This is a genomic window from Streptomyces sp. NBC_00076 (genome assembly GCF_045041235.1).
Lineage (GTDB): Bacteria > Actinomycetota > Actinomycetes > Streptomycetales > Streptomycetaceae > Streptomyces.
The window spans coordinates 6,157,671-6,170,304 of the sequence record NZ_CP108242.1 but is presented as its reverse complement, the minus strand read 5'-3'; the positions used below and the strand labels follow the sequence as shown (position 1 = coordinate 6,170,304).

The window sequence follows — 12,634 nt, the reverse complement described above, 5'->3', positions numbered from 1 at the left end:
ACATGGGATGTATCTACAGGCCAACGAATGCCCATGTCCATACCTGGGGCAGGAAATTATGTATGTGACCGCGAGTCCTGCGGTTATCCGCTTCACGGACGGTGGCGGCCCCGGACACCCCTCCCCCGGCCACCGAGGACATGGGATGTATTGCTAGGGTGCCGCTGCACCCGTACTAAGACGGTGTCCTACGGCGGCGGCCGTCGCGGCCGCCGCCCCCGCCGCCGCTCACACCGTCAGACCACGCACCAGCAGATCCAGCAGCGCGCACCCGAACAAGGCGATGCCGATGAAGCCGTTGACGCTGAAGAACGCCCTGTTCAAGCGGGACAGGTCGTGCGGGCGCACGATCGAGTGCTCGTAGACGAAGGCGCCGGCCACGATCATCAGGCCCAGCCAGAAGAAGGTGCCCGCGTCCGTCACCACCGCGTACCAGACGAACAACGCCGTGGTGAGCGCGTGGCAGACCCGCGCCCCCCAGACCGCCGCCGGGATGCCGAAGCGGGCCGGGACCGACAGCACGCCGACCTCCCGGTCGGTCTCCACGTCCTGGCAGGCGTAGATCAGGTCGAAGCCGCCGATCCAGATGCCGACGGCCAGACCCAGGATCACCGCGTCCCAGGACCACTCGCCGGTGATGGCGAGCCAGCCGCCGATCGGACCGATCGCCTGCGCGAGACCGAGGATGGCCTGCGGGAAGTTGGTGAACCGCTTGCCGTACGGATAGACCACCATCGGGATCACCGCGACGGGAGCGAGGGCCAGGCACAGCGGGTTCAGCAGGGCCGCCGAGACGATGAAGACCACCAGCGCGATCAGCGCGCCCGTCCAGGCGTGGCGGACCGACATCGCGCCCGTCACGAGTTCGCGATGCGCCGTACGCGGATTCCTCGCGTCGATCTCGCGGTCGATGATCCGGTTGACCGCCATCGCGAAGGTGCGCAGGCCCACCATGCAGATGGTGACCAGCAGCAGCCGGCCCCAGTGGATGTCCTTGTCCCACTGGAACATGGCCGTCAGTGCGGCGATGTACGCGAAGGGCAGGGCGAAGACCGAGTGCTCGATCATCACCAGGCGCAGGAACGCCTTGGCGCGCCCCGGTTGGGGAAGAGCGGCTGACGCGCTGCTCACAGGCCGTACTCCTTCCAGCGGCGGTCGACCTTCGCCGCCGTCTCGGGATCGGACTCCACCATGTCGGGCCAGCCGCCGTCGCGGGTGTAGCCCTCCTCGGGCCACTTCCTCGTCGCGTCGATGCCCGCCTTGCCGCCCCAGAACTGCTGGTAGGAGGCGTGGTCGAGATGGTCGACGGGGCCTTCGACGAGGGACAGGTCACGGGCGTAGTCGGTGTTGCCGAGCGCCCGCCAGGCGACCTCGTGCAGATCGTGGACGTCGCAGTCCGCGTCGACGACCACGATCAGCTTGGTCAGGGACATCATGTGGGCCCCCCAGACCGCGTGCATCACCTTCTGCGCGTGCTTCGGGTACTTCTTGTCGATCGAGACGATCGCGCAGTTGTGGAAGCCACCGGCCTCGGGCAGGTGGTAGTCCACGATGTCCGGGATAATGATCTTGAGGAGCGGCAGGAAGAACCGTTCCGTGGCGCGGCCCAGCGGTCCGTCCTCCGTCGGAGGGCGGCCCACGACGATCGACTGGAGCAGCGGCCGCTTCCGCATCGTCACGCAGTCGATCTTCAGCGCGGGGAAGGGCTCCTGCGGGGTGTAGAAACCGGTGTGGTCGCCGAAGGGGCCCTCGGGCAGCATCTCGCCGGGCTCCAGCCAGCCCTCGATCACGACCTCCGCCTGCGCCGGCACCTGGAGCGGGACCGTCTTGCAGTCGACCATCTCGATCCGCTTGCCGGCGAGGAACCCGGCGAAGAGGTACTCGTCGATGTCCCCGGGCAGCGGGGCGGTGGACGCGTACGTCACGGCCGGCGGGCACCCGAAGGCGATCGCGACCGGCAGGCGCTCGCCCCTCCTCGCCGCCACCTGGTAGTGGTTGCGGCTGTCCTTGTGGATCTGCCAGTGCATGCCGATGGTGCGCTTGTCGTGCCGCTGGAGGCGGTAGAGCCCGAGGTTGCGGATCCCGCTCTCCGGGTCCTTGGTGTGGGTGAGCCCCAGGTTGAAGAAGGAGCCGCCGTCCTTCGGCCAGGTGAAGAGCGCGGGCAGCCGGTCGAGGTCGACGTCGTCGCCCTGGAGCACGACCTCCTGCACCGGCGCGTCCCCTGACTTCACCTTCTTCGGCGGGACGTGCGTCATCGCGCCGAGCTTCCCGAAGGCCTCGCGCACGCCGATGAACCCCTGCGGCAGTTCGGGCCGCAGCAACCCGCCGATCTTCTCCGAGATCTCGCCGTACGACTTCAGGCCGAGCGCCTTCAGCAGCCGCCGGTCGGTCCCGAAGACGTTCATCGCGAGGGGCATGTCGGAGCCCTTCACGTTCTCGAAGAGCAGCGCGGGGCCGCCGGACTTCTGCACCCGGTCGACGATCTCCCCGATCTCCAGGTACGGGTCCACCTCGGCCTTGATCCGCTTGAGGTCGCCCTCGCGCTCCAGGGCCCTGAGCAGGGAACGAAGATCGTCGTAAGCCATGCGGTCCAGTATCCCCGAGCGGCTACGCTGGCCGGGTACCTGGGGTCCGTGCTCGAGGCCCCGACGACCGTTCCAATGAGAGGCCCCATGCTCCGGGTACTGATGTTCCTCGTGCCACTGGCGTTGAGCGTGTACGCGTTCATCGACTGCATCAGCACGAAGGACGAGGACGTCCGCCACATGCCCAAGCCGCTGTGGGCGATCCTCGTGCTGGTGTTCCCGCTGGCCGGCTCGATCTCCTGGCTGATCGCGGGCAAGAAGCGGCAACCCGCCGGGGCGGGCGGCACGGGTGGCCTCACGGGCTCCGCCGGATCGCCGTGGAGCCGGGGCGGCGGGCGGCAGTGGGTGGCGCCGGACGACAATCCCGAGTTCCTCAAGTCCCTGAAGGACGAGTCCGGAGACAACGGGGACGACGGGGGCGACGACAAGAAGCGACCCGGCGACGACCCGAAGAGCGACTGAGGTCACCAGGTCCGTCCCTACCTACAGGCCGTCCCTACAGGTTGTACGCCGACGAGCCTCCCGAAGCGGACAATGCGCCCCTGGGCCGGAACCCGTCCCGAGCGGACACTTACCACGCATGACGACTGCTCCCGCGGACTCCGCCGGCACCCTCGCTCCCGCCTACGGTGACAAGGTCATCGCAGTCGAGACGGCAGGCTCGGACCCGATCCCCGACGCCGAACGCCATGGCTCCCCGCTCCAGCTCCTGTGGACCTGGGCGTCCCCCAACATCGAGTTCGCGACCCTCTACATCGGCGTGATCTCGGTCCTCTTCTTCGGTCTGAGCTTCTGGCAGGCGACCGCCGCCATCCTCCTCGGCACCGCGGTCGGGGCGATCACCCAGGGCGTGCTCTCCCTGGACGGGCCCCGGTTCGGGGTACCGCAGATGGTGATCGGCCGGTTCTCCTTCGGTCACCAGGGCAACGTGCTGCCGTCCGGCGTCAACGCGGTGGTCGCGGGCGTGGGTTGGTTCGCGGTCAACAGTGTCAGCGCGGCCTTCGCGCTGAACACGCTGACGGGCCTGCGTCCGCTGCCCTCGCTGCTGCTCGTGGTGGCGGCGGAGATCCTGATCGGCTTCATCGGCCACAATTTCGTCCACGTCTTCGAGAAGTACGCGTTCCCGGCGCTCGCGGTGATCTTCCTGCTGGCCGGGGTGTGGACCTTCAAGGACGCCAACCTTGGCGGGAGCGGCGCGGGCGGCGGCATCGGCGGCTTCCTGCTGGCGTTCAGCGCGGCCTGGGGGTACACGGCGGGCTGGAACCCTTACGCCACGGACTACTCGCGCTATCTGCCGCGTACGGCAAGCAAGTTCAGGACGGTCCTCTACCCGGCGGTCGGCCTGTTCGTGTCGGTCGCCGTGGTTGCCGTCATCGGAGCTGCCTCCGCGACGATCGTGGCCCCGAAGAACGCCACCCCCACGGCGGCCTTCACCGGTCATCTCCCCGGCTGGCTGGGCGACCTGGTGCTGCTCGCCATCATCCTCGGCGCGGTCTCCGCGAACGCCCTGAACGTCTACTCCTCCGCCATCTCGATCACCTCCCTCGGTCTGAAGCTCCCGTCCTGGCTGGGCCGCGGTGCGCTGGTCGTGCTGTCCGGAGTCGCCGGTACGGCCGCCGCGTGGGCGTCCCTGTCGGACGCGGGCTCGGCGTACGAGGCGTTCCTGCTCGTCATCGCCTACTGGGTGGGCCCGTGGCTCGGGGTCGTCCTGGTCGAGCGGTGGCTCCAGGGCCGTACGACCACGGACGAGGTGCTGGCCGCCCGCCTCGGCGACCGCGCCTTCACCAACTGGCCCGGCCTCGCCGCCCTGTTGATCGGCGTGGCGGTGTCGGTCCCGCTCTTCTCCAACCAGGAGAAGTACGTCGGCTGGGTACCCGAGCACTGGCCGTCCTTCGGGGACAGCACCCCGCTGGTCGGGTTCGCGGTGAGCGCGGGACTGTACGCGGCGCTGCGGGGGCGGCTGGGGTCACGGGTGTGAATCCGCAGGCCCCGCCAGTCACTTGAGGGTTTTGACGCGGGCGGAGGTGAGGGCCCGGTCGAAGACGCGCACGTTTCTGATGGCGCCGGGGAAGAAGTCGCTGGGCTGTCCGTCGTGGGTGGCCCGCCCGATCACGAGGGCGCCGGGGGCGGGGATCGGTTCGGTGTCCTCGACGGCCGCTTCCTGGACGCCGTCGACGTACAACCGCAGCTTGCCGGCCGGGCCGTCGCAGACGCCGACCAGGTGGGTCCAGACGTCGGCGGCCGGCGCGGTGTAGCCGACGGCGCGGGTGCCGGGGCGAGCAAAGGCCCAGCGCTTCTCGGCGCTGGAGTACTGCAGGTAGAAACCGCTGGCCTTGGTGGTGTCCTGGCTGACGGCGGTCGCGAAGAAGCCCGGCACGGCGGAGAGGCGGACCCAGGCCGCGACCGTGAAGCTGCGGCCGGCGCCGGTCTTCAGCACCGGGCCGTCCGTGATGATCTGGCTGCCGGTGCCGTCGAACTCTGCCCCGCCGCCGTCACCGGTCAGCCATCGGACCCCGGTGGCGGTGCCGTCGTTGCCGCCGGCGGTGTCCCGTGCGAGCACCCCGGAGGTCTCGTTCAGGGGCCAGGCGGCGACGGGTTCCGCGAGGCGGGCGGAGGGCGAGGGTGAGGCGCCGGTCCGTTCCGCGTCGCCGCTCTTGTCCTCGGCGGGCCGGGTGAGCCAGATCCCGGCCCCCACCCCGACCGCGGCGACCGCCCCGACGCCGGAGAGCAGGAAGGCCCGACGGCTACGGCCCTCACGGTCACCGCGCCCGGACGACGGGCCACCCGGTGTGCCGGGCGGTGGCGGCTGGGTGGGGTCCTGGTGCGGGGTCGGATACGGGGTTGGGCGCGTGGGGTGGACGCGGGTGGGTGGGTACGCCGCTTGCGGGTGCGCGGGCTGCGAAGGGGGCGGCTGCCCGTACGACGGCTGCGGATGCGCCGGCTCCGGGTGCACCGGCTCCGGGTGGGCCGTCTGCCCGTGGGCCATCTGCCCGCGGACCGTGGCCTGGTGCGGGATCGAGGCGGCCCGGGGATCGACCGCGTCGGGCAACGGACCCGGTGAAGGGTCCACCGACGGATCGGCGTGGCCGTTGCGCGGCAGCATGTCGGTGTGGGCGGCGGGGTCGGTGCCGAACGAACCGGCGGGGTCGGGGGCGACAGCGGGAGGCCACTGGCCGACGCGCCGCAGGGCCGTCGTGCTCTCGCCGTTCGTCGGGCCGACCCGGGTGAGGATCTCGCGCGGGCTGGGGCGGCGGGCCGGGTCCTTGGCCAGGCAGGCGGAGATCAGGGCGCGCAGGGTCGGGTCGGCGACGGCGCCCACGTCGGGTTCGTTGTGCACGACGCGGTAGAGGAGCGCGGGGGTCGGCCCGCCGCCGAAGGGGTTGCCGCCGGTCGCCGCGAACGCCAGGACCGCGCCCAGGCAGAAGACGTCGCTGGCCGGGGTGATCTCGTCGCCGCTGACCTGCTCCGGGGCCATGAACCCGGGCGAGCCGGCCATGTGCCCGGTCCGGGTGATCGAGTCGGCCTCGACACTGCGGACGATCCCGAAGTCGATGACACGCGGGCCGTCCTCGGCGAGCAGCACGTTGGAGGGCTTGAGGTCGCGGTGGACGAGGCTCACGGAGTGGATCGACACCAACGCCTCGGCCAGCCCGGCCGCCAGTGCCAGTACCGCTCTCGCGCCGAGCGGCCCTTGTTCGGCGACCGCCTGTTCCAGCGAGGGCCCGGCGATGTAGCTGGTGACCAGCCACGGCAGGGGCGCGTCCGGGTCGGCGTCGATGACCGGGGCGGTGAAGGCCCCGCTGACCAGCCGGGCCGCCTGGACCTCGCGGCGGAAGCGGGAGCGGAACTCGGGCCGGCGCAGCAGCTCGGCGTGTACGACCTTCACGGCGACGAGCCGCCCACCCGGCGAACGCCCCAGGTAGACCCGGCCCATGCCGCCCGCGCCGAGCCGGCTCACTATCCGGTAGTCCCCGACGGAGCGCGGGTCGTCCGGCTCCAGCGCTGACACACGTACCTCCCGGCGAGCTCTGCGGTGCGGGCAGGCCCAGCATAGAGGGTTGTCGAAATCTCGTACGAGCTACGCCGGTTCGGCCAAGGTCAGTGCAGGGCGGAGGTGAACGCGGCCCAGGCAGCACGGGAGACGAGGAGCACCGGGCCGCCGGGGGCCTTGCTGTCACGGACGGGGACGACGGTGGGGAATCCGGGGGCGACTTCGATGCAGTTGCCGCCGTTTTCGCCGCTGTAGCTGCTCTTGATCCAGGTCACTGTGCTGAGTTCGCGCCTGTTCATGCTGCCCGTACCCTTCCATCGCGTCGCTGATCACTGCGACGGACTCGCGGGCTGACAGAGCGTCTGCCCTGAGCACAGCATAGGCGTGGCTGTGCTGCGCGAAGGTTGCCGGATCGTCATTGAAATGGCCACGGTCCAACGATTCCGAGTACACCCATCGACGCCCGTCCGGCAGCTCGATGAGCGACATGGAGACGTTGGGGCGCAGGAGTTCGGACACGCTCGCCGGAGCCACCTGGACGCGGATGTTGGGACGCCGTCCGACGCTCAGCAAGTGCGCGCACTGCATCCTCATGACCTGCGGTGATCCCACCACGTTGCGGAGACAACTCTCGTCCAGGACGACGAAGTAGAAGGGACCGTCCTCGGCGAGGAAGCGCTGCTGGCGGCTGAGGCGAGCACGGACGCGTTCTTCAACCTCCTCGCCGCTCGCGACGCGCGAGAACAGCGCCCTGGCATAGTCCTCCGTCTGCAACAGGCCCGGGATCAGCCGCTCCTGGTACTCCGACAGGCCCACGGCGACCGCGTCCATCTCCGCACGCCGCCGGAACCAGTCCGGATGCTCCACCTGCGGATACCAGTCAATCCTCCCCCACAGCCGCGCCAACACCCCACCCGTACCCAGCACTTCGTCGCACTTCTTGGCGAAGGTGTCCTGCGGGACCCGCGTGCCGGACTCCACGCGGGCGACGTGCGAGCGGTCGCACGGGATCTCCTGGGCCAGCCCCTCCTGCGTGAGCAGGGCTGCCTCGCGGAAATGCTTCAACACCTCGCCGAACACGGCGGCCGAACTCGTACCGCTCCCCGACCCCGCGTCGGCGTTGCGTCGGCTCACGACTCCCCCTCCGTGACAGTGCCCCACTGGCACGCGCCAGGCATTGAAACCCCCCGTTCCCGTGAGCGACGCTCAGTACACCCAGAGTTACGAAAGGTGCCGGGAGTTGCACATGCCTGAGCGGTTGGAACCGGGAACGCTCGTCTATGACGCGCAGACGCGCAAGGTGGGCGAGTACCAGGACAGGGCGGGCCCGTACGTGATGCTGCGCCCCGTCGGCGGCGGCCGGGAGTGGCAGGCGGACCCGGCGCGGGTCCGGACGGCGACTCTGGGAGAACGGCTGAGTGCTGGCTTACGGGCGGTCAACGACCGTTCGAGAGACGGGTTGCTGACGCCGTCTCCACCCGCCCCGCCCGTACCGGTCACCGGATGCGTGACGTGCGAGGAGCTGGCGACCCGCCGGAACGAGGCGCGGGCCGCCTTCGACGGGAGCGCGGAGACGGACGCGAACGTGCTGCTGCGCCAGCACCAGGGCCGGGAGCACGGCGGGACGCCGGCCGCCGGACGGCGGATCTTCCGGTACGTGCCGTACTCGATCGTGCAGGACGCGTCGGCGCAGCCGGAGTACGAGGCGTACTGCGTCTCGGGCGACGAGGCGGACTGCGGGGCGGGTTCGGGCCCCCGCCAGGCCCCGGACGAGGTCGAGGAGTGGCAGCGTCGGCACACCCAGGAGACCCGCCACCTGCGCTACCGCCGTAGCTTCGCGGACTACGCGGTGCTGGAACGCCAATGAGAACCGCCCCCCGGAGGCAGCGGGCCGGGCTCCCTACAGGAATCCTCCCGTCCGCGACGCCCCGTTGACCGCCACCTCCCCGGGTGCCCCCTCCGCGACCACCGTGCCGCCGCTGTTGCCGCCGCCGGGGCCCAGGTCGATCAGCCAGTCGGAGGCGCGCATCACGTCCAGGTTGTGTTCGATGGTGACGACGGAGTGGCCCGCGTCGACGAGGCGTTGGAGTACGTCGAGGAGGCGGGCGGTGTCGGCGGCGTGCAGGCCGGTGGTCGGTTCGTCGAGGAGGTAGAGGGTGCGGGCGCCGGGCTTGCGGCCCAACTCCTTGGCCAGCTTGAGGCGTTGGGCCTCACCGCCGGAGAGGGTGGGGGCGGGCTGCCCGAGCGGGAGGTAGCCGAGTCCGACGTCCGCCATGCGGCCCAGCCGGGTGGCGACCGGGGGCACGTCCTTGAACAGGGTCAGCGCCTCGTCGACGGTGGCCTCCAGCACCTCGGCGATGTCGTGGCCGTCGTAGCGGACCGCCAGCACCTCGGGCCGGAAGCGGCGGCCCCGGCAGGCGGGGCAGCGCACCGACACGGCGGGCAGGAAGTGCATGTGCACGGACAGCACCCCGGCGCCCTCGCAGCGCTCGCACCGCCCGCCGGCGGTGTTGAAGGAGAAGTGGCCGGGCGTGAGCGCTCCCCCCGCCCGCGCCGCGAACGCCTCCCGGATCGGGGTGAACGCCTCCGAGTAGGTGGCCGCGTTGGAGCGCGGGAGGCGGCTGACGGGTTCCTGGTCGACCGTGACGATCTTGTCCAGGTGCTCCCAGCCGTCGATGCCGTCGTGCTCGCCCGGCCGGTCCCCGGCCCCGTTGAAGCGCCGGCGGGCGGCCCGGTCGAGGATGTCGAGCAGCAGCGTGGACTTGCCGGAACCGGACGGCCCGGTGACCGTGACCAGCCGGCCGAGCGGGATCCCGACGGTGACGTCCTTGAGGTTGTGGGCCCGGGCACCCCGGATCACCAACGCCGTGTCACCGCGTCCGCGTCCGCGCGACACCGGCGCGGGCAGCCGTCCCGACAGATACGCCCCGGTCGGTGAACCCTCCGACGCCGCCACCTCCTTCGGAGTGCCCTCGGCGACGATCCGGCCGCCGTCCCGGCCCGCTCCCGGGCCGACGTCGACCACGTGGTCCGCCGCCCGCAGCACGTCCAGGTCGTGCTCGATCACCAGGACCGTGTTGCCCAGGTCGCGCAGCCCGCGCAGGACGTGGACGAGGCGGGCGGTGTCCGCCGGGTGCAGGCCGATGGTCGGTTCGTCCAGGACGTACAGCACGCCCGTGAGACCGGAGCCCAGCAGGGCGGCCAGCCGCAGTCGCTGGGTCTCGCCCGCGGACAGGCTCGGCGTCGCCTGGTCGAGGGTGAGGTATCCGACGCCGACGTCGACCAGGCGCCGTACCCGCTCGGTGAGGTCGGCGACGACGGGCTCCACGAACAGCCACTCGTCGGGGGTGACGCGCTCCTTCAACCCGCCCAGCCAGAGCGCGAGTTCGTCGAGCGGAAGACGCGCCGCCTCGACGATCGTCAGGCCGTGCACGGTGACCGCGCGGCTCTCAGGCCGCAGCCGGCTGCCCCCGCACGCCCCGCAGCCCCCCTTCACCAGCGCCTGTTTCTCGGTCCGTTCCCGGTACTCGGCGTCCTCGATGCGGTCGGCGTACCGCCGCATCAACGCCGTCACCACACCCTCGAACCGGCCCGCGAGCACGGTGGCGGGCGGCTCGACGCCGGGGAACCGCTCGCGGAACTCGGGGCTCTCGACGCCGTACAGGAGCAGGTCCCGTTGGGTGGCGTCGAGTTCGTCGTAGGGGGCCTGCGCGTCGAAGGCGAGCCCGTAGTGGGCGGCCGCCGCCTTCAGCACCTCGATGTTGCGTTCGGCGGCCTTCGGGTGCCAGCCGAGGACCCCGCCTGCGGCGACCGGGCGGGTGCCGTCGACCAGCCGTCGTACGTCGGCCCGGAACACCTCGCCGAGACCGGTGCAGGCCGGGCAGGCACCGGCGGGCTTGTTGAAGGAGAAGGAGCCCATCACCAGTTCGGGCACCGGGGTGGCGCAGTGCGGACAGGGGAACCGCTCGCCCTCCTCGTCCTCGTCGAACTCGGTGCCGGACGCGGAGGAGTGCGAGGGCGGGACGCTCTCCCCGCATCCCGGACACGGGCTCACCCCGATCCGCGACCACAGCAGTCGCAGGTAGGTGAACACCTCGGTGACCGTGCCGACCGTGGAGCGCGGGCTGCGGTTGGCGGGGTGCTGGTCGACGCTGATCGACGGGGAGAGGCCGGTGATGGAGTCCACCGAGGGCCGGCTCACGAAGGCGGTGACCATGCCCAGCGACTCCATGTACTGGCGCTGCCCCTCCTGGTGCAGGGTGTCGAGAGCGAGCGTGGACTTGCCGGAACCGGACAGACCGGTCAGCACGACCAGCTTGTTCTTGGGTATCGCGAGGTTGACGTTCTTGAGATTGTGCAGACGGGCGCCGTTGACTCGGATGCAGTCGTCCATGCCTTCAAGTTTTTCATTGAAGTTCCTGTTGAGGCTTTGTCCGAGGCTTCTCCTTGGTGGTGCCGGGAGTTGGGCCGCGTAACCTTCAAATCGATGATGAACGACCGACGTCTACGACCCGTCGACCTCGCCCGGCTCGCCGGGGTCTCCACGCAGCAGATCCGCAACTACGAGGAAGCGGGCGTCCTTCCCCCGGCCGCGCGCACCGAGTCCGGCTACCGCAGCTTCACGGACGTGCACCGGCGGGCGCTGCTCACCTACCGGACGCTCGCCAAGGGATACGGGCCGGTCCACGCGACCCGGATCATGCGGACCCTGCACGACGGCGACCCGCCCGCCGCGCTCGCCCTCGTGGACGCCGCGCACGCCGCGCTGCACCAGGAGCGGGAGTCGCTGCGGGCGGCGGGCGAGGCGTTGGAGACCCTGGCCCGGGAACGGCCCGCCCCGCTGCCCGCGGCCGGGCTGCGCATCGGGGAGGCGGCGGCGCTGCTGGGCGTACGGACGTCGGCGCTCAGGGTGTGGGAGGCGGCCGGGCTGCTCACCCCGGCGCGGGAACGGGGGACGAAGTACCGCGTGTACCACCCGACCGACGTCCGCGACGCCCGGCTGATCCACACCCTGCGCCGCAGCCACTATCCCCTCGACCACATCCGGCCGGTACTGGAGGGGCTCCGCCAGGAGGGCAGCAGCGAGGCGCTGCGGGCGGCCGTCAGCGCGCGCGGGGCGGCGTTGACGGCCCGCACCCGCGCGATGCTCGAAGGGGCGGGCGCGCTGTACGACTACCTCAGCGCAGCCGGGACGACGACAGGATCGACAGCAGATGGGCCGGGACCATCACCCACGTGATCACTGCGAGGGCGCCCAACGCCCAGCGGGTCGGCTCGATACCGCCGGTGGCCTGGTCGGCGATCGCCGCGACCAGGAGGACCAGGGAGGCCTCGATGCCGTTCGTGACCCGGTGGATCTTGAAGGCGGCCGCGAGCCGCCGTACCGTCGCCACGCCCTGCGAGCGCGGCCGGGTCGACTCGTCGTCGACGACCCCCAGCCCGCGCCGGGCCCGCGCCACGTCCACCAGGTCGGTGGAGGCCTTGAGCAGCACCACACCGAGGGCGGTCGCGATGCCCACGGACAGCCAGCCGCCGACGCCCGACTCGGCGGCCCGGTAGCCCGCGCCCGCCAGCAGGGCCGCGTCCGCGAGGTAGGCGCCGAGCCGGTCCACGTATATGCCGGACGCGCTGTTCTGCCCCTTCCAGCGGGCGACCTCGCCGTCCACACAGTCGAAGAGCAGGAACAGCTGCATCAGGATCACGGCCAGGACGGCACCGGTCAGCCCGGGGATCATCAGCGCGGCCCCGGAGGCCACTCCGCACACGACCATCGTCCAGGTCAGCTGGTCCGGAGTGACGGGCGTACGCACCAACTGCCGGGTGAACCGCAGCGAGAGGCGCCGCATGTACAGCCTCCCCGCCCAGTGCTCACCGTTCCGGCTCGCCAACTTGGCCTGCGGCTGGCAGACCTCCCGCAGCTCCTCCAGAACCGGAGCACCACCCATGACCGTTCCTCCACGCACCCGGGGCCCAACTGCCGCAGGCGCGGCGGTGATCGGTCAGGTTACTCGACCGGTTGCTGGACATTTTCGGGGGGATTTTGACACGGTGAGGGGCA

Annotated in this window: 11 protein-coding genes; 4 read left to right on the top strand and 7 right to left on the bottom strand. The window is 71.1% G+C overall.

Translation table 11 applies throughout. The features are described 5' to 3' along the window. Window positions 1–228 precede the first annotated feature (228 nt). Entirely contained in the window at window positions 229–1,131 is a 903-nt protein-coding gene (gene mqnP, locus OHA64_RS28165) for a menaquinone biosynthesis prenyltransferase MqnP (protein ID WP_405617622.1), read from the bottom strand. Continuing rightward, complete coding sequence (locus OHA64_RS28160; RefSeq protein WP_405617620.1) at window positions 1,128–2,585, bottom strand: menaquinone biosynthesis decarboxylase; 1,458 nt, start codon at window positions 2,583–2,585, stop codon at window positions 1,128–1,130. The genes mqnP and OHA64_RS28160 overlap by 4 nt, the downstream gene beginning before the upstream one ends. Before the next feature lie 87 nt (window positions 2,586–2,672). Here OHA64_RS28160 and OHA64_RS28155 point away from each other — a divergent pair, with 87 nt between their 5' ends. Together OHA64_RS28155 and OHA64_RS28150 are read left to right on the top strand one after the other, a co-directional pair. Next, complete coding sequence (locus OHA64_RS28155; RefSeq protein ID WP_405617618.1) at window positions 2,673–3,047, top strand: PLD nuclease N-terminal domain-containing protein; 375 nt, start codon at window positions 2,673–2,675, stop codon at window positions 3,045–3,047. Window positions 3,048–3,165: 118 nt separating this feature from the next. Further along, on the top strand, window positions 3,166–4,563 hold the full coding sequence (locus OHA64_RS28150) for a purine-cytosine permease family protein (protein WP_405617616.1): 1,398 nt from the start codon (window positions 3,166–3,168) through the stop codon (window positions 4,561–4,563). A gap of 18 nt (window positions 4,564–4,581) precedes the next feature. Here the strand turns inward: OHA64_RS28150 and OHA64_RS28145 are convergent, their stop codons facing one another. From OHA64_RS28145 to OHA64_RS28135, 3 genes are all read right to left on the bottom strand, one after another. After that, window positions 4,582–6,594 carry a protein kinase domain-containing protein gene (locus OHA64_RS28145; RefSeq protein ID WP_405617613.1) on the bottom strand — a complete coding sequence of 671 codons (2,013 nt, stop codon included), beginning with the start codon at window positions 6,592–6,594 and terminating at the stop codon, window positions 4,582–4,584. An 89-nt stretch (window positions 6,595–6,683) separates the two neighbouring features. Continuing rightward, window positions 6,684–6,803 (bottom strand): DUF397 domain-containing protein, encoded by a 120-nt coding sequence (locus tag OHA64_RS28140; RefSeq protein ID WP_405624144.1) that lies wholly within the window; start codon window positions 6,801–6,803, stop codon window positions 6,684–6,686. Beyond that, window positions 6,760–7,710, bottom strand: coding sequence for a Scr1 family TA system antitoxin-like transcriptional regulator (locus tag OHA64_RS28135; RefSeq protein ID WP_405617610.1), 951 nt, complete (start codon window positions 7,708–7,710; stop codon window positions 6,760–6,762). Before OHA64_RS28135 ends, OHA64_RS28140 begins: the two co-directional genes overlap by 44 nt. Before the next feature lie 112 nt (window positions 7,711–7,822). On the opposite strand from OHA64_RS28135, the gene OHA64_RS28130 reads away from it, so the two are divergent. Further along, window positions 7,823–8,443, top strand: a complete 621-nt coding sequence (locus tag OHA64_RS28130) for a hypothetical protein (protein WP_405617608.1) — start codon at window positions 7,823–7,825, stop codon at window positions 8,441–8,443. Window positions 8,444–8,476: 33 nt separating this feature from the next. Here the strand turns inward: OHA64_RS28130 and uvrA are convergent, their stop codons facing one another. Further along, on the bottom strand, window positions 8,477–10,969 hold the full coding sequence (gene uvrA, locus OHA64_RS28125) for an excinuclease ABC subunit UvrA (RefSeq protein ID WP_405617606.1): 2,493 nt from the start codon (window positions 10,967–10,969) through the stop codon (window positions 8,477–8,479). 93 nt (window positions 10,970–11,062) lie between these two features. Between uvrA and OHA64_RS28120 the strand changes: the two genes are divergently transcribed. Next, entirely contained in the window at window positions 11,063–11,815 is a 753-nt protein-coding gene (locus OHA64_RS28120) for a MerR family transcriptional regulator (protein WP_405617604.1), read from the top strand. Here OHA64_RS28120 and OHA64_RS28115 read toward each other — a convergent pair. After that, complete coding sequence (locus OHA64_RS28115) at window positions 11,754–12,521, bottom strand: CDP-alcohol phosphatidyltransferase family protein (protein ID WP_405617602.1); 768 nt, start codon at window positions 12,519–12,521, stop codon at window positions 11,754–11,756. The genes OHA64_RS28120 and OHA64_RS28115 overlap by 62 nt on opposite strands. Between the last annotated feature and the right edge of the window lie 113 nt (window positions 12,522–12,634).